At 53.8% G+C, this 16,077-nt stretch carries 17 protein-coding genes and 1 tRNA gene; 5 read left to right on the forward strand and 13 right to left on the reverse strand.

Annotated features, from left to right (window positions below; genetic code table 11):
* Nucleotides 1-575 (reverse strand): DUF87 domain-containing protein (locus QXF46_00005; protein MEM0225252.1); only part of this gene is annotated, 575 nt, incomplete at its 3' end.
* Nucleotides 576-640: 65 nt separating this feature from the next.
* Between QXF46_00005 and endA the strand changes: the two genes are divergently transcribed.
* Complete coding sequence (gene endA, locus QXF46_00010; GenBank protein ID MEM0225253.1) at nt 641-1,186, forward strand: tRNA-intron lyase; 546 nt, start codon at nt 641-643, stop codon at nt 1,184-1,186.
* Between the two features lie 33 nt (nt 1,187-1,219).
* Here endA and fbp read toward each other — a convergent pair whose 3' ends face one another.
* The 7 genes from fbp to QXF46_00045 all read right to left on the reverse strand — a co-directional run bounded on the left by fbp (nt 1,220) and on the right by QXF46_00045 (nt 8,075).
* Entirely contained in the window at nt 1,220-2,323 is a 1,104-nt protein-coding gene (fbp, locus tag QXF46_00015; GenBank protein ID MEM0225254.1) for a fructose-1,6-bisphosphate aldolase/phosphatase, read from the reverse strand.
* Nucleotides 2,324-2,503: 180 nt separating this feature from the next.
* A tRNA-Phe gene (locus QXF46_00020) sits at nt 2,504-2,613 on the reverse strand.
* A 47-nt stretch (nt 2,614-2,660) separates the two neighbouring features.
* Nucleotides 2,661-4,199 carry a glycine--tRNA ligase gene (locus QXF46_00025; protein MEM0225255.1) on the reverse strand — a complete coding sequence of 513 codons (1,539 nt, stop codon included), beginning with the start codon at nt 4,197-4,199 and terminating at the stop codon, nt 2,661-2,663.
* Nucleotides 4,200-4,231: 32 nt separating this feature from the next.
* Nucleotides 4,232-5,530 (reverse strand): adenosylhomocysteinase, encoded by a 1,299-nt coding sequence (ahcY, locus tag QXF46_00030; protein ID MEM0225256.1) that lies wholly within the window; start codon nt 5,528-5,530, stop codon nt 4,232-4,234.
* 73 nt (nt 5,531-5,603) lie between these two features.
* Nucleotides 5,604-6,404 carry an S-methyl-5'-thioadenosine phosphorylase gene (locus QXF46_00035; protein ID MEM0225257.1) on the reverse strand — a complete coding sequence of 267 codons (801 nt, stop codon included), beginning with the start codon at nt 6,402-6,404 and terminating at the stop codon, nt 5,604-5,606.
* Nucleotides 6,405-6,464: 60 nt separating this feature from the next.
* Complete coding sequence (locus tag QXF46_00040; GenBank protein ID MEM0225258.1) at nt 6,465-7,400, reverse strand: MBL fold metallo-hydrolase; 936 nt, start codon at nt 7,398-7,400, stop codon at nt 6,465-6,467.
* On the reverse strand, nt 7,401-8,075 hold the full coding sequence (locus tag QXF46_00045; GenBank protein MEM0225259.1) for a phosphoribosyltransferase: 675 nt from the start codon (nt 8,073-8,075) through the stop codon (nt 7,401-7,403).
* A 58-nt stretch (nt 8,076-8,133) separates the two neighbouring features.
* On the opposite strand from QXF46_00045, the gene QXF46_00050 reads away from it, so the two are divergent.
* The 3 genes from QXF46_00050 to QXF46_00060 all read left to right on the forward strand — a co-directional run bounded on the left by QXF46_00050 (nt 8,134) and on the right by QXF46_00060 (nt 9,391).
* Nucleotides 8,134-8,604, forward strand: a complete 471-nt coding sequence (locus QXF46_00050; GenBank protein MEM0225260.1) for an OB-fold nucleic acid binding domain-containing protein — start codon at nt 8,134-8,136, stop codon at nt 8,602-8,604.
* Nucleotides 8,605-8,659: 55 nt separating this feature from the next.
* On the forward strand, nt 8,660-8,992 hold the full coding sequence (locus tag QXF46_00055; protein ID MEM0225261.1) for a hypothetical protein: 333 nt from the start codon (nt 8,660-8,662) through the stop codon (nt 8,990-8,992).
* A gap of 99 nt (nt 8,993-9,091) precedes the next feature.
* The gene (locus QXF46_00060; GenBank protein MEM0225262.1) at nt 9,092-9,391 is read left to right on the forward strand and encodes a hypothetical protein; all 300 of its coding nucleotides are present in this window, start codon (nt 9,092-9,094) and stop codon (nt 9,389-9,391) included.
* Here the strand turns inward: QXF46_00060 and trxA are convergent.
* A complete protein-coding gene (gene trxA / locus QXF46_00065) occupies nt 9,344-9,754 on the reverse strand; it encodes a thioredoxin (GenBank protein MEM0225263.1) in 411 nt (136 codons plus the stop codon). The two genes, QXF46_00060 and trxA, sit on opposite strands and share 48 nt — an antisense overlap.
* Nucleotides 9,755-9,838: 84 nt before the next feature.
* Between trxA and QXF46_00070 the strand changes: the two genes are divergently transcribed.
* A complete protein-coding gene (locus QXF46_00070) occupies nt 9,839-10,603 on the forward strand; it encodes a DUF72 domain-containing protein (GenBank protein MEM0225264.1) in 765 nt (254 codons plus the stop codon).
* 6 nt (nt 10,604-10,609) lie between these two features.
* Here QXF46_00070 and QXF46_00075 read toward each other — a convergent pair whose 3' ends face one another.
* The 4 genes from QXF46_00075 to QXF46_00090 are packed head-to-tail and all read right to left on the reverse strand — an operon-like array spanning nt 10,610 to nt 15,844.
* The gene (locus tag QXF46_00075) at nt 10,610-11,680 is read right to left on the reverse strand and encodes a bifunctional phosphoglucose/phosphomannose isomerase (protein MEM0225265.1); all 1,071 of its coding nucleotides are present in this window, start codon (nt 11,678-11,680) and stop codon (nt 10,610-10,612) included.
* 43 nt (nt 11,681-11,723) lie between these two features.
* On the reverse strand, nt 11,724-13,016 hold the full coding sequence (gene hisS / locus QXF46_00080; protein MEM0225266.1) for a histidine--tRNA ligase: 1,293 nt from the start codon (nt 13,014-13,016) through the stop codon (nt 11,724-11,726).
* A 13-nt stretch (nt 13,017-13,029) separates the two neighbouring features.
* On the reverse strand, nt 13,030-14,049 hold the full coding sequence (locus tag QXF46_00085; protein MEM0225267.1) for a radical SAM protein: 1,020 nt from the start codon (nt 14,047-14,049) through the stop codon (nt 13,030-13,032).
* Nucleotides 14,036-15,844: a hypothetical protein gene (locus tag QXF46_00090; GenBank protein ID MEM0225268.1), complete on the reverse strand. Its 1,809-nt coding sequence runs from the start codon at nt 15,842-15,844 to the stop codon at nt 14,036-14,038. The genes QXF46_00085 and QXF46_00090 overlap by 14 nt, the downstream gene beginning before the upstream one ends.
* Between the last annotated feature and the right edge of the window lie 233 nt (nt 15,845-16,077).

Here is a 16,077-nt window from a genome sequence, read left to right on the forward strand (position 1 = left end):
GCGTAAATACTTTTGAAGACACTTAGATCGACAGTGAAGCATTTATTGAAAAAACTTTCCGCGACTACGTAACCGTTGAGTGCACGGGCTATCCTACCCTCAGTCATCGGGCTGATCCTTCTGACCAGGGCCGCTTTGGTCTCGTGATCGTAGTACGACCTTATCGGAACCTCCTCCAGCGCCTCGAGGATGCCGTTTATCCCCTTGAAGCCCTTCGACATCGCGTGCTTCACGGCTGTTCTCAGCATAAACAGCTGCGGGGGGGTTAAGTGAAAGACCGCATCGAATAGATCGACGATTACGTCGACTGTCTCGGGGTCGTAAGATTGATACGGACCCATGATGCTCAGGGAGAGATCCTCCCCCGGCGAAAGCCTCGTGAACCCGGGGATCTGGTACTCGCCGGCCCAGTCAAGAACGAGAACCGGTATACCCCTCTTTGAGATCTCGGATACTAAAACTTTCGCGGTATTGCTCTTTCCCGATCCCGATCGACCCAAAATGACGGCGTGGCCCTGCCGTAGCTCGATGCGACCCCCGAGTCTGCCTAGTTTAATTTTCAAAGCTCTAACCACGTGTAATTTGCCTGGTAGTGTAAAGCGGAAAGAAAGGTTAAATGTACTTACGATCTAGCGAGGTCGTGGCTACTCGAGCGGTTCTTCTGGGCAGGAGGGTTGTGCTGTTCGATAGGGTTAGGGCGAGGGAGCTCTACTTTAACGAGGGTTTCTACGGCAAGTTCTTCAACGTTAGTAAACCGAAGGTTCCTAACGTTGAGCGGGAGTTGGAACTATCGTTGTTCGAGGCGGTCTACCTCTCTGAGAAGGGCCTTCTTGAGGTCGTCGATGAGGAGGGTAAGGCGGTCAGTGTAGAGAGCCTAAGGGAGGTGGGTCGAAAGGTCTTCGAGAACTTCGATGAAGTGTACGCTGTTTACAAGGATTTGAGGGATAGGGGGCTTGTCGTCAAATCGGGGATGAAGTTCGGAGCGACCTTCCTCGTGTATAGGTTGGGTCCCGGTTTGGAGCACGCTCCGTTTCTCGTTCATGTGCTGCCTTACGACAGCAAGCTGGACCCTATCGAGATCGTTAGAGCTGGGCGGCTTTCCCACTCTGTGAGGAAACGTTTCATCATAGCGTTTGTGGATGAGGCAGGGAGAGTAGGGTACCTACAGTTCAAATGGTTAATGTAGAATAAAAAGAGGATTAACGGGTAACCGAGCTTGCTACTCCTCAGCTGGCTTGAACCTGTTTCTCAGCTTTTCAAGCACTGCTGGCAGTGTTGTGTACTCCATCTCCTCTGGGCCTAGCCTATGAGGCATGAAGGGACCGTGCCTCCTCAGGTAATCGGCGATTTGCTGGGCCACCATCCTGGTGTAGTCGAAGCCGGGGTCGTCGAACAGGTCGTTGGGACCCTCCAGGTAGCCGTCATGCAGCTGGAAGCCTAGTGCAACGACTCTCGGCGGGCCATCGAACCTAGTGCACTTTGCGTGCCTAAGTGCTACAGGCATGAGAGGCCCGTGGTGGCTACCCCTCATCCATCCAGCTACTATGTGGGGGAAGGCGAAGGCCTCAAGGACCTCGCCAACAGCTGGAAAGCCGTGCTGAGTTCTAACGAGTAGGACTGGGTCGTCCTTGCCCACGTACCTACCTGCGATCAAGCTTAGCCTAGTGACGCTAGCGGCAGCTGCGATTTCGTTGTCAGATTTCCTGAACACTCTTCTTACCACATATCTGCCGGGAGTGCCGATTAGCGCTAGAAGGTCGTAGAGCTCCTCAGGTGTATTCATGATAACACTCTTGTGCTCTATAACATCGTACACCTCAAAGCGGAAGCCGTCGTGCATGCTCGGGTCGATTACGAGGCCTGCCGTGTTAAACGGGTCTGCAAACATCTTGTATAGCGGCATATTCCAAGCGCCAGGTTCGGTCTTGTCAGCCGCGAACGCGATGATCGGCTCGCTGCGGCGTTCTTCAAAGGTCATCTCGGCAACACCCGGCCCCATACCCTTTACGTTACCGCTGAAGGTGTCCTTCAACAGATCCTGGCCGGCGCCGTAGAGCTTCAACGGCCTACTTATCTTCTCTGTTGCTTCAACGAATGTATCCCATGCCAATTTGTGAATCTCCGGGTTATTCTCACCTCTTGTATGGGTCATAAGGAGCTGCAGATCGTCGCCTACGTTGAAGACGTAGTAATCGATGATAAGTCCGGTCTCCTTCGCAGTCTGAAGCTTCTTCTGCGCGTATTCGATTAACTTGGGGTGGACGGTGCTGTGGCCAACCCAGCCTCCAATGTCAGCTTTGATCAGGCTTACGGTGACTTTCATCGTTGAAAGGTGCCAATACAGCCCTTAAATGCTTTGTTCTATTACATGTAAAAGGTACACTCAGTTATAGTAAGAAAATCCATTCAAACTATACAAAATATAAACAACTTCATATAACTAACGAAGAAATTCATCTGTAATTTTACGTAAGGTTAAAGGCAGCACAATAAAGCAGCTGAATGGTGCCGGGGCCGGGATTTGAACCCGGGACCTTCCGGTTTCTTCCGGTTTCCCGTCTTCAGCCGGACGCTCTATAGCGCGGGGGTACCGACCCGCTGAGCTACCCCGGCTGTATGAGTATTGATTGGAGGGGCCTTAAGGCTTTCGCAACTGTTGTTCATGTGCTGGAGGAGTCGGATCGAGCGCGCTGCGGTACTGTATCCCATTTGGCAAGGATGCTTTCTATTGTGTGAGTAAGTTGATTGATTGGTATTCTAATCTGTTCCTTAGTATCTCTAAATCTTATTGTGACAGTATCATCCTCTAACGTTTGTCCATCGATTGTTACGGCTAGAGGGATGCCCATCTCGTCAGCCTCGTAGTACCTCCTACCGATCGTACCCTTCTCCTCGTAGTACGCGGTGAATCGTTCCTTCAGCAACTTGTATACTTCTCTAGCTTTTGCTGTGAAATCGGGTTTGCTGACTATCGGGAATACCGCCACCTTAATGGGGGCTACCCTCGCGTGGAGGGATAGGACTGGTCTCCCTGCTACAACTCTATACGCGTCGGTTATGAGGGCTAACAGGATCCGCTCGAGGCCGAAGGAAGGTTCTATTACGTATGGTATTACGGTCTCACCATCATCCTCCAGGGTCATGCTTTTCCCGCTGAACTCCTGGTGTCTGCGCAGATCGTAATCGCTTCTGTTGGAGATGCCCTCAATTTCCTTCCAGCCCATGAAGGGGAAGTAGTACTCTACATCGAATGTTTGTAGAGCGTAGTGCGCGAGCTCTGCTTTCACGTGCTCCCGTACCCGCAGCCGTTCAGGGTTCAACCCGATCCTGGTCAACCACACGATCGATTCTCCAATCCAGTATGCGTGCCATTTGCACCCAATGTATCCCTCTTCGTACGCCTCGCGAAGGGTTATCCTCAAGGGAGTATTGTTACCCCTCTCTTGCTGCTCAGCTGTAAGAAGCTGGATAGTAATTTCGGCAACTTCATCGAACATCGGGCAATCATCGAGTTTCTTGGGATTCACGAAGTACTCGATCTCCATCTGAGTAAACTCCCTCAATCTGAATAGGAAACCTCTGGGTGATATTTCATTCCTAAAAACTTCTCCAATTTGGGCTATTCCAAAAGGTAATTTCATGCCTGTAGTGTAATAAACATCCTTAAAATTTATGAATATCAACTGAGCGGTTTCCGGCCTAAGGTACACCTCATTAGCCTTTTCCCTTTTTGGTCCAACATACGTCGTAAACATCAGGTTAAACGGCTGCGGATTGCCCAGTTCCCCACCACACTCAGGACACTTGATACCCCTCTCCTTTATGACGGAGGAGAGCGTCTCAAGGGTCACCGATGCGAGCTGGATGCCCAGATCCTCCAGTAGGTGGTCAGCCCTATAGTCCTTCCCACACTTCAGGCAGGTCACTAGAAAGTCGAAGAACGCCTCTACGTGTCCGCTCGCCTCCCATGTTCTCGGGTGCGTTATGATGGAGCCGTGAATCCCCACTATGTCGGATCTACGCCTGACGAAGAAGTACCACCAGTCATCCAAGACCTCCTTCCTCAACTCGACTCCCAGCGGGCCGTAATCGTAGAAGCCTCTTAGACCTCCGTAGATTCGTCCGCTTGGGAAAAAGAAGCCCCTCTTAATGCAGAAGCTTGTTAGTTCGTCAAGGGTTAGGACTTTCGCAGTCTGCATTGCATCAACACCCAGCTCTGTGACATTTTAAACTATGTACCGAGCTTCCACGATCTTAAGTACTCCTTTTGCTCGTTGGTGAGCTTCTCCAGTTTAACGTTGAGGGATTTCAACTTCAGCAGAGCTATCCTTCGGTCAATCTTGCTGGGTAGCTTGTAAACGCCGGGGGCGAGCTCGCCCTTACGTCTAACCAGGTAAACGACTGCCAATGCTTGGTTGCTAAAGCTCATATCCATCACTTCGGAGGGATGCCCCTCCGCTGCCGCTAGGTTGACCAAGCGGCCCTCGCTGAGCAGGTAGAGGCGGCGCCCGTCGGCTAACCGGTACTCGTCCAAGCAGGGCCTGATCCGTCTCTTAGATACTGCCAGCTTCTCTAGATCGGGTATGCAGATCTCAACGTTGAAGTGGCCGGCGTTAGCCAGGATCGCACCATCCTTCATTCTGGCCATATGCTCGCCTCTGATCACGTTGATGTTACCGGTGGCTGTGATGAACACGTCGCCCAGCTCCGAGGCCTGCAGCATGTCGGTCACAATGAAACCATCGTAGTAGGCTTCGAGGGCTTTCACCGGATCGACTTCGACTACCACCACCTTTGCCCCCAGACCCCTGGCGCGCATCGCTATCCCCCTGCCCACCCATCCGTAGCCGACCACGACCACGGTTTTCCCCGCTACTAGGAGATTCGTTGCCCTCATGATACCGTCGAATGTACTCTGCCCAGTGCCGTACCTGTTGTCAAAGAGGTACTTCGTTCGAGATTCGTTAACAGCTATGATCGGGTAGAGGAGTCGTCCCTCCTTTGCGAGCGAGCGCAGCCTTACGACCCCCGTTGTTGTCTCCTCGGTGCCGCCTATAACGCTGGGCTTCGCTCCCCCCGCTACCTCCCTTACGATGCTGACATCCTCCCCAGCCTCATTGTAGTGGAGCTTATGGATGATCGCCGTTAGATCGCCGCCATCATCCATAGTTATGTCAGGCTCGGCGGCAATAACGCGGCCCAGCGCCTCGTAGTAGTCGCGCGTACTCATCCCACGCCACGCGAAAACGTGTACCCCCTCTTCCGCCAGCGCTGCAGCTACCGCATCCTGAGTGGAAAGGGGGTTGCTAGCGGCTAAGTAAACTTCCGCACCCGCCGCTACCAGGGTCCTAGCTAGGACTGCGGTCTCCTTTGTCACGTGCAGGCAAGCACCCACCCTTAAGCCCTCAAGGGGGCGAGTGCGGGAAAGTCGACGCCTGATTTCGAGGAGGACGGGCATCTGCGCTTCAGCCCACTCAATCTGTAGCCTCCCCTCAGGGGCGAGGCTGAGGTCCTTAACCCTGTAGTCCATCGGCGCACTGACGAGTAGAGCTTTAAAGACTTTGCCGAGCTAAAACAAAAACATTTATTTTAGACAAAAATTTTTACATTAAAGCTTCGGTCAAGTACCTCTCGCAGCCACACTTCCTCTCCTTCGGAATCGCAGGGACTAACTCGTATAAGAGCTTCTTCACCTTCTCGATGTTCTCCGCCATAACTCGAGCAACCTCATGGGCGGTCACGGGGCGCTCAGCCCACACATCGTAGTCAGTCACCATCGCGATATTCACGAAGCACATTCCGGCCTCCCGGGCTAAGTTCACTTCGGGAACGAGGGTCATTCCGATGATATCCGCTCCAAACTGCCTCCACAACCTCGACTCGGCACGCGTGGAGAAGCGAGGTCCCTCGATGCAGACGTAGGTGCCACGCTCGTGCATCGAGATGCCCAGCCTTCTAGCGGTGGTGATGCATACTTCGCGGAGCTCGGGACAGAAGGGGTCAGCCATGCTAACGTGCGCCACAACCGGGCCGTCAAAGAACGTGTAAACCCTGTTCTTAGTCATATCGATGAACTGGTCGGGACACACGAAGTCTCCCGGTTTGTAATCCTCTCTTAGGCTACCGACAGCGCTAACAGCCACAACCCTTTGAACGCCTAGCTCCTTCAGAGCCCATATGTTAGCCCTGTAGTTTATCCTGTGCGGAGGCACCTTGTGTCTACGCCCGTGCCGCGGCAGGAACGCGATGCGCCTTCCCTTCAAAGTACCCAGAACTATAAAGTCGGAGGGTTCACCATAAGGGGTGTAAACCTTAATTTCTTTAACATCTTCCAGAATAGCCGGGTCGTAGAGCCCCGAGCCACCAATGATGCCTATCTCAGCTGTTTCACCGGTTTTTATCATCGCTATGAAAAGGGATCAGGGGTTAAAATACCCTACGCATCAAGCCCACGATAACTCCCGCTATATCGGATATGCAGTAACCCCTATCTCACGTGACAAAATGCTCGAGAAGCTCTTCGCGTGCGCAGAGAACGCGTAAACTGTTTGCGCCCCGCTGGCCGTCACGTAGCGTATTAGGTCGCTGAAGCCGGCATGGCTTGACAGGGGAATCCCATATCCCACCGCCCAGCCTGTGCACTGAACAGCCACGCTACTAACGTGATGTCTCGAGAGCGAAATCACTGCTATCGAACGCTCAGGTGGCATCGAGGGATGTATGATGTAGTTACCGAGATACTCGCCGTACTTCTCGTACAACCTGTTGTGATTACCGATGCTCTTCTCAACGAAGGGGTCAAGTTTTGCTGCCAGCGATAAAAGCGCGGTCAGCTCTTGCCCCGTTCCAAGAGGACGAGAGGCGAGATGCAGACCAACCCCCTTTTCCGCTGCCTCTCTGGCTAGCCTCAGAACCTGCCTATAGATTTCGCTGCGCGGCGGAAATACGTACTTTGGATGACCATAGGTTGCGTCGATAATCAAGATGTCGGCCTTTAGTATAGGTGCAGGGCGAAGGATGATCCTCTGCTCAATATTGAAGTCTCCAGTGTAGACTACGCGCTCCCCCGCGTCGATCATCAGCTGCAAGCTGCCCAGCACGTGCCCTGCGTCAAAGACCTCCAGCCTCGTGCCAGCGACTTCCACTGTGGAGCCTGGCTCAACCGGTATGACGTTGTTAAGCCTACCACGAGGGTCAATCAGCTCCATCGTTGCCCTGCTCATCACCTTCGGGACTCGGCTTAAGACTCGAAGGGGTCTTATCCTGTAGTGGTCGCTATGGGCGTGCGATACGAAGATAACGTCAGGCTTCTCACGGGGTAAAGAAGTTGGATCTACTAGAATCCTACGACCTTTTAACTCTATTACGATGCCGCCGTCCCTGTAGACGCTGACGCTCATTCAAGGCCTGAAGACGTACGTTCCAGCTTGTTCTTCAAGTTTTCCAGCCCGTATGAGCCGGCTGATGGCTAACCTGTAGTACGCTTCGCCCACGTCAATGCCGTACCACTCCTTGAACTCCTTGACTAGCTCGTCGTACGTCCATGTGACCTTCCCCTCCTTCGCCCTCTCCGCCAGTATCTTCTCGAAGAAGTTCGTCGTATCCTCGGCCCTCGTCCAGGGGTATTGGTACCAGATCCACTCTTTGACGTCCTCCACGTAGAAGTCTGGCTTGATTTTAGCCACGGGGGAGATCCATTGCATAGCCGCTACCTTCAGCTCTAGAGGCTTCCACCGAGATTGTATGAACTCCCGCGCCACGATAACGGAGTCTCCTGTATCGACTATGTCGTCCACGAGTAGCACGCGCTTACCTGTTAGATCGATATCGTAGGGGTACTTGACATGCGCAACAGCCGTGATCTCTGCTGCCTTCCCCCAGTGAAGCACTTGTATGCTCACCAGGTCGTGGACATCGAGAAAGTCGCAGAGGAGCCTTGCGGGGACGTAACCCCCCCTCGCGATGGATACCACTAAGTCGGGCTTGAAGCCAGAGCTCTCGACGATCTCGGCCAGACGCCTACACCACTCAACAACCTCTTCCCATTTTACCAACTTTGTGTTAACTTTAACCATGTTCCCCCGTACACCTGTTACGTGATGCATTAAAAAGGTTAACACGGTTACCTCCGAGATGTCCCTGAGCGAAAGGGATGTTGAAGGCGTATACGTTAGGCTGCTGCCGAGCGAGGTAGCTAGCCTCACTGTTGATGAGGAAGGTGCGTATCCAGAGTTTAAATTGAGGGTTGGCACGGCAACCCTGAAGCTGCGTAAGGTTCGCGTAGCGGGAAAGGTCGAAGCCGTCGAGGATAGGGGAAGGCTAGTTGAAGTCATTGTAGGCGATAGCGATGGGCTAGCAAGGGTGAGAGCGTGGAACGAGGAAGCGAAAAAGCTCCTCAATCTAAAGCCCGGCGATTTGATTGAGGTGTTTGGAGTTCTACGCGTATTCCGAGGCGAGGTTTATATAGCTTTGAAACTTTTCAGGAAAATTGATGAAAAACGCTTATCCGAGTACTTAGTTTTACTCAAACGAGATAGACAGGTATTGATTTCACGGGAAAAACGCACCAATACCGAGATGCATGAGCACAAAGACGAGACCTAAGGGGGATGAATGCAGTAGCTACATTCATATAGACCTTCATGGCCGCTTTCAACTGATGAGTGCGGAGCGCAGCAAATCAGCACAGAGCAGTATGGATCTCACAGCCTTCTTCGCACCGCCCTCCAGCGATGATCAGCAGAAGGCTAAGGTTGTGCATCAGATAGAAGGAGTGAGGACGGGCGGGGATCTGGAAGCTGCCATCCGAAGGTTCCTTAAAGAAAAGGGAGGGAGAGCAACGAAAACAGAACTGTACGAATGGGCAAAAAGGAAAAACATCCCTCCGGCCCACCTTTACAGTACGATCACTAGGATGATCGCTGAAGGCAGGTTGACCAGACGGTTCGACGATGGGTCCAAAGAACTGGTTTACGAGTTAAGCAGCAAGTAGCGGAGGAAGGAAAGGATTTAATGCAAGCAAGCACCGAGTTCTCGGAATGAAGAATACCCCTTTACTGACCTGTGAAGAGAAGGAGGTGATCTGACCCCGATGAAGCGTGCGGGAAAGAAACGGGGCAGGAGTGTTAGGAAGCCTTACCCGACCAACAGGGATATTATTGAGGCTCTCACTGATGTTGTGTACGCGAAGCCTTATCTACACCCTGATGACTTCGTCGAAGAGGTTAGGAGGGAGCTCGAGAGTAGGGGTTTCTTCACCGGGCTAGTGAGCGCGCGAAGAGTGTGGAGGTGCTACGAGAGAATGGTTAAGAGCGGTAGGATGCCGGATCTCCTTAACGTAGTTTCAGTCGGCGATGAGGCTCTCGATGGTCCTGAAGAGCTCTCTAGCTAGGCCGGGGTAGTACCCCACCAGCCTTTTGACCTCTCTGCCGTTATTGAAGATTATCAGCGTGGGTATGCTTAGTACGCCGTGCTCTGCGGCTAAGTCGCTGTTCTCATCTACGTTCACTTTCGCTACGGCTATTCGGGATGCGTACTTCCTGGCAACTTCCTCCACGATGGGTTCAACCATTCTGCAAGGGCCGCACCACTCCGCCCAGAAATCGGCGAGCACCACCTTGCACTTGTGGAGGAGCTCGGCGAAGTACTCTCTATCGCACCTTACAACCCCCTTGGGGCATGCGCTTTCCTCCCTCCGCTGAGACTTTCTAATCATTTCCTGCAGCATCTTTTCGATTATTATGTCCTCATCCACAGCCGCCCCGGCTGATTTAGGGTTAAAAACTTTCCATTGTCATTGCAGCGATGGACTGAAATTGGACCGGAGCATTATTACAACGTGATTAAAGTAGGTACGTGCGGGTGGTCGGCGAAGGGGGGGCGTGAAGCGTACTTCGCGCACTTCAGTGTAATCGAGCTGCAGGAGACCTTCTACAAGCTTCCGCTGGAGGAGACCGCGGAGAAGTGGAGGAGTAGAGCTCCACCGGGCTTCGAGTTCGTCGTAAAGGCCTGGCAGGCGATCACGCACCCGCCGTCCTCACCGACCTGGAAGCGGAGTGGTCTGAAAATCCCGAAAGAGCGAGTGGACAGGTACGGCTTCTTCCGCTTAACCGAGGAAACGCTCGATGCGTGGGCGAGAACCCTCCGGATCTGCAGGATTCTAGGCTGCAAAGTCTGCATCTTCCAGACGCCGCCCAGCTTCGGCTACTCTAGCGAGAATGCGGGGAACGTTGAAGCTTTCTTCACGACGATAGATAGAGAGGGCCTACTGCTGGGCTGGGAACCAAGGGGGACGTGGAACGAGCACCCGGATGCTTTGAAGGCGCTTCTGGCCAGGCTGGACGTAACGCACGTTGTAGACCCGTTGAAGCGGGATCCGGTGCACCTGGCCGGTTTCGCATACTTCAGATTGCACGGGCTCGGGGGTGGCGAGGTTAACTACCGCTACAAGTACAAGGACGAGGATCTGAGCAGACTGGTCAGTATCGTTGAGCGCTACCCCGAGAGCTTGACTACCTATGTCCTCTTCAACAACGTCTTCATGTTCGATGATGCAACGCGCTTCAGGGAGCTCGCTAGGGATCGCGGGCTCGTAGTCGTTTGACCGCCGCTACAGGTCGAGGCTGCTCCTGATGTTAATGCGGGAGTCCAGGTACTTTTTGAGCTGCGAGATCGTTTCCACAGGGGTTGGATCGACACCTCTTTTCAGAGCTAAGAGCACAGAAGTTAGATCCAGAGTGAAGAAGAGTGAGAGGAGCTTCTCGAGCCTGCTACCCCCTAAGGGCGTAACCTCCCTATAGGGTATGCCCCGCTTGCTCCATAGGTCGAGCAGGAACTCCATTCTGTGGAGCATGTGGGGTGGCTCTTCAGCTCTGATGACTACGGTGAAAAGGTTCGACGGGGACTCCCACCCCATGATCTCGTTGTGGTTCGACTCCGGTATCTCGGAGAAGAACGCGTGTAGCTTAGCATTCTCGTTGATTTGAGTCTTAAACCTGTAACCCGCGCTCAAGTAGGGTCTGTAAGCGTAGATTATCGGCAGTCGATTAGCGCCGTAGTTGTTGAGCATCCAGTCGGCCAGCTCCAACGCGTGGCGCTGCATGTCGCTGCCGCATTGAGCTAGGTTGAGGGAGGATCTCTTGATGCTATCCACCAAGCGAAGTGAGGGATCCAAAGCGTCCAAGATGGCGGCTAACGCGGTCACAATATAGGGGAATGCGGCTCTCGGAGCTAGGCCTGATGGTAATCGAACGAGCTGGTACGACAGTTTCTCCGCGAGCTCCGCCATCAACCCGCCGGATGTTACGGCGACTACCGGGATACCCCTCCGGCGGGCTTCTACGAGGACGCGTATCGTCTCTTCCGTGTTGCCGGAGTAGCTGACCGCTACCAGCAAGTGGCGTTTATCTGCGAACGCCGGGAGGGTGATCTCCCTCAGCGCTAGGATTGGGGTCCGCCAGGAATCGTAGAGCAGGTCTTGGAGGAAGAGCGCGCCGATGAACGAACCCCCCATTCCAGTAACGATTACCCCGTGGAGAGGGTCGGGGATTTCGCGCTCCAGCCTAGTGTCCTTGTACCTCTGCGCGGCATCCTCCAAGTCGGCGAAGTACGTGAGTACCCTCTTGAGCATGCCGCCTCTATCCAGGTTGCTGTATCTCGGGAGAAGCTGCTCGATGCTCACGATCAGCGCTGTTCAGCTCGCATTGATAAGGGTTTGCCCCCTCCTACTGCTCGGCTGAGCTCAGCAGCTCGTTAAGCAGTTGCTCTAGTGGCATCCTCCTCTCCTCCCACTTCTCCAAGTCGCGGAGGGTGAGTAGCCCGCTCTCCACTTCTTGCTTGCCGATTATTATGGCGTACCTGAAGCCCTGCTTATCAGCGCTCTCCAACGCTGAGGACACTTTCCTCCCCGTCAAATCTACGATGGTACTTAGGCCGTGATCTCTAAGCCTCTCGGCGATGCGGATAGCAGCCCTCACTAGTTCGCGCTTAACCGGTATGATGATAATGCCCCTCCTGGCTTTTCTCACGTCCAGCGAGCCTTCAGCTTCTAGAGCCTCGATCAGCCTCTCCACCCCTATTGCCATCCCCGTCGCGGGAAGCGGGGGACCGCCAACCAGCTTGATGAGGTCGTCGTACCTACCCCCTCCAGCCACGCTTCCCAGCTCGCCGCCCAGCGGCGTTTTGGTTTCGTATACCAGGCTGGTGTAGTAATCAAGCCCCCTGACGATGCTGAGGTCTGGTTTAACGTAACTTAAAATCCCGTAGCTCTCGTCGAGCTCTTCCAGCAGCTCCCTCAGCGATACCGCCCCCTCCCTCGCCGCAGGCGGTAGATCGTCGATGGGCAGGCTCAAGGGGTCCTCACTGGTCAGGTACTCCATCAGTCTGCTGAGCCGGCCACTATCGCGGATCATGTTGCCCAGCTCGCTCCTTACGTACTCAACGCCCCTCTTCTCGAGCTTGTCTATAACCCTGAGAGCGGTGGGGATCCTTTCAGCGTCGAGGCCAGCCCATTGGAGCAGGCCCTCGATCAAGCGTCTATCGTTTACGTGAACTGTGAACTTCGTGAGGCCTGCCTTCCTCAGTGCGTTAACCATTACGGCCACGACCTCAGAATCGCCCATTACGCCCGGAAGGCCTATGAGCTCTACACCGGCCTGCCAGAACTCCCTCAGCCTACCCCTTTGAGGTTCTTCGTACCTCCAGACAGGTTGGATGTAGTAAAACCTCACCGGTTTCCACAGGTCGGCTCTTTCAGCGACGATCCTGGCGATCGGGGTCGTCAGCTCAAATCGCAAGCCCAACTTACGGCCAGCTTTATCGCTGAAGCTGTAGATCTGATCCACCACCTCCTCCCCAGCTTTAGCCGAGAGGAGCTCCAGGTGCTCGAATGCCGGAGTTACGACTTCACCGTACCCGTAGCTCTCGAAAACCGATCTCAGTCTCTCCATCACTTTCCTTCTCACCCTACACTCCTCCGGAAGGTAGTCCCTGGTTCCGCGAGGGCGCTCGTAGGGCATCGATTTCGCCATGCTATGAAACGCGAGCTACGTAAATGTTGTGCTTAGCTCTCAACACTGTAGCAGTTACTCTTCGACCAACAGGGGGGTCCCCCTTCACCCCCACTAACGTAATTATCCTATCACGCGCAACCCCTAGCCACTGATTCCTAAGCCAGCCCGATCCCACCACCGTGACTCTAACCCTTTCCAGCCTCCTGAACCGGAGCGGTAAAGGCCTCGCTTTCGCTATGCCGAAATCCTGGGGCCTTAAGATGAGCTTCACTCCATACTCCTCCTCCCACTTGCTGAGTGCAGCGTAGAAGTCGCGCCAGCTCATCGGCTTCACACCTTTCGGCTTACGGCCGAACTTGTGCGCCTCGTACTTCTGTATGCCGAGAGGAGGCCAGCGCTTGCCAGCCCCGATTCGGAGGGCCCACTCTATGATGCGTGGGATTTGAGTGTCGTTGATGCCGGGGACCCAGACGGGTGCGATCAGCAGATCCATCCTCAGCGAGGAAGCTATGTACTCGGCCACTTTGATTACTCTGCTGACGTCGAACCATTCGGTACCGCTGAGGAACTTCGCGAGCTGAGGGTCCAGAGCGTCGAGTGAGAGGTTGAGCCGGTCCAGGCCGGCCTCGTCCAGCTTATCCGCGAGCCGCTCCGTTAGTAGCGCTCCGTGAGTCTCCATCGCGATTGTCTCCACGTATGGCTTTTCCCGCAGCTGGGCTACGAGCTCAACTATCTGCGGATGCATGAGAGGGTCGCCGGCTGCGTCGATGTACGCGTGGATCTTGCTGACGCCCTTCTCAGCCACCACCCGATCGAGCCAGCTGAGCAATGGTTCCACATCCAGAACGTACTCTGTGGCTCTGTGCTTGGATCCGGGTCCCGCGTCGACGGAGCAGAATATGCACGAGAGAGGGCAAAGGCTTGTTGGGCGAATCTGGAGGAGGTTTGTCCCCCTATCTATGATCCCGAACGCTATGTGACCTACCAGCGGAAATTCGTCACCGACACGAGTGATTCGGCGAGCGTTAAAACTCTTCATAGAAGAGTCCTTCCTCTTCCTCCTCCTCTTCTACGCGCTCTGCTTCAAACACGCCTTTCAACCTGCTAAACACACCTCTTCCCCTTTCTTCCTCTTCCTCGAGCTCTCCCCCGTACGTTATGAAAACCTGTTTAACTGCACGCCGGGTGGAGATGTATCTGTAGGCAAAGAGTGTAGCTGCCAATGAGATGGCTAGCGCAGTGCCTAGCACAATAAGCTCTCCGGTTCTAAGCTGTATCCAGCCGTAATCCACCAGTAGGTCTAGTTTCACTTTCACTGGGTCTCCGCTGGTCAGATCTCTAAGCGATAGAAGCCTCTGAGAGGTGATCCTACCTTTCGTGACGGTGAGAGTAGAGTTGGAGCCCGGGAGGAAGGGTACTTTCACTTCAACCCTACCGTCGTAACCGGTGATCGCGCTCGTGTTGAAACTATAGTCGAAGCCCTTGACTAAGACTGTCACTTGCGCGCTCGCTACCGGTCCGAGAACCCCTTCGACTTCCACCAACATGGGGTACACGTACGTGTTTAACGTAATCTGCCCCGACGCGGCATCGGCAAGGTGCTTACCAACGGTGATGTTGCCCCATAACACTTCAATCAGCGCAGCATCCCCGTAAAGGTACCTAGCTTCAACCAAGCCTTGCACGTCGCTGGTGAATCGCCTCTTCCCCAGCGAGTCTGTGACTACAACCAGCGCTCTTGGGAGAGGGTTGCCCCTTGCATCGGTGATTTTGATTGAGAGCTCGAAGAAGCGCAGTTCAAAGACCATCACCCTCTCGAACGGGGTGAAGCTGTGGACCATCAGCAGCGTACCGTTCCAGCTAACCTCCAGCTTGAGGAGCTCGTCAGTTAAAACGTAGTTTGGCAACGCGAATTCCGCGGTACTCGTTGGGTGATCCGTAACATCCTCCACAAGCACCGCGTTTCTGTAGAGCACCCTCACGGTTAAGCCTGGAGGGAGTGTGCACCGATCACCGCACCTTTCGTTCGGAGTAAGTTTGAGGGTGAGACGGCGGAGCGGTAGGTCGACGAATACGTCGCCAGGTCTCACGTAAACCTGCCTGGTGATGGTTCGGTTCATCCAAGTGAAACTGAGGGTGTAGAGGCCCTCAACTACGTCCTGGATGAGTATGCGTCCCGAAGCGTCAGTGGAAGCTAGAGTATCGCGTGCCGGGCCAACGATTCTTAGAGTCAAACCTGTGATCGGTTGACGGTCGGCATCGAGCACGGTCAGTGCAACGGTTGGTATGACCCTTGTGGTCAGAGTGACGTTGCGAACCGTTCGGTCGACTTGAACTAGCGTTTGCAGCAGCCGTTCGCCTTTCCACGTCACCGTCACAAGATAGCGTCCGTAAGGTATGTTGCGAAGTCGAATCGGTACACCCTGTGTTACACCCCTGAAGACTGTGACGTTCTCCACGCCTACGTACACAAGCTCAACCCCTGCACCGCTTAGCGGTGACCCGTCAGCTCGCAGCACATGGATAGAGAAGCTGCCAGCTACTCCGATCATAACTTGAGCGGTTGAAGTAGTGTTACTGACATACAGGGTATTGGTAAGCACGGGCGCCTCGACCCACTTGTTAGGGACTATTTCGTAAGAGGCATTAGTGAAGCTGTAGGCACCAAAGGGTAGGGTTACAGTTTGGCCGCACCTTAGTTGGGCTTTGAGCTCCCTCACCTCGATTAGGCATCCGCTCAACCTTTCATTCTCATCGTTGACGCCGTAAACATCCAGGTTTATAGCATTGATTTTAATGATTCCATTAAGAATCTTTACCAAGGTATTGTTCATGGACGAATCGATAGGAAGAGCTTCAGAATGGTAGAAGACTTGCTTCCCTAACCACGATACAGTTAAGTTGAACCTGAAATTAGCTGTACCATTAATTAACTCTATGTTTTTGATATCAAATAAACATGATAAACATCTCTTCTGTAAAGTTGTATTCCCAAATAATATTGTTACTATCGGTTGTTGATCGTCAAACCCGGCTATGGGGCGTCCTCTCGCATCAGTTATGTTGA

It is taken from the genome of Thermofilaceae archaeon (assembly GCA_038731975.1).
GTDB lineage: Archaea > Thermoproteota > Thermoprotei > Thermofilales > Thermofilaceae > JANXEW01.

Coding starts and splice junctions, on each gene's coding strand:
- fbp (MEM0225254.1), bottom strand. CDS start 2,323: ATGAAAGTCACCGTAAGCCTGATCAAAGCTGACATTGGAGGCTGGGTT.
- QXF46_00025 (MEM0225255.1), bottom strand. CDS start 4,199: ATGCAGACTGCGAAAGTCCTAACCCTTGACGAACTAACAAGCTTCTGC.
- ahcY (MEM0225256.1), bottom strand. CDS start 5,530: ATGGACTACAGGGTTAAGGACCTCAGCCTCGCCCCTGAGGGGAGGCTA.
- QXF46_00035 (MEM0225257.1), bottom strand. CDS start 6,404: ATGATAAAAACCGGTGAAACAGCTGAGATAGGCATCATTGGTGGCTCG.
- QXF46_00040 (MEM0225258.1), bottom strand. CDS start 7,400: ATGAGCGTCAGCGTCTACAGGGACGGCGGCATCGTAATAGAGTTAAAA.
- QXF46_00045 (MEM0225259.1), bottom strand. CDS start 8,075: ATGGTTAAAGTTAACACAAAGTTGGTAAAATGGGAAGAGGTTGTTGAG.
- QXF46_00050 (MEM0225260.1), top strand. CDS start 8,134: ATGTCCCTGAGCGAAAGGGATGTTGAAGGCGTATACGTTAGGCTGCTG.
- QXF46_00055 (MEM0225261.1), top strand. CDS start 8,660: ATGAGTGCGGAGCGCAGCAAATCAGCACAGAGCAGTATGGATCTCACA.
- QXF46_00060 (MEM0225262.1), top strand. CDS start 9,092: ATGAAGCGTGCGGGAAAGAAACGGGGCAGGAGTGTTAGGAAGCCTTAC.
- hisS (MEM0225266.1), bottom strand. CDS start 13,016: ATGCCCTACGAGCGCCCTCGCGGAACCAGGGACTACCTTCCGGAGGAG.
- QXF46_00085 (MEM0225267.1), bottom strand. CDS start 14,049: ATGAAGAGTTTTAACGCTCGCCGAATCACTCGTGTCGGTGACGAATTT.
- QXF46_00090 (MEM0225268.1), bottom strand. CDS start 15,844: ATGAACAATACCTTGGTAAAGATTCTTAATGGAATCATTAAAATCAAT.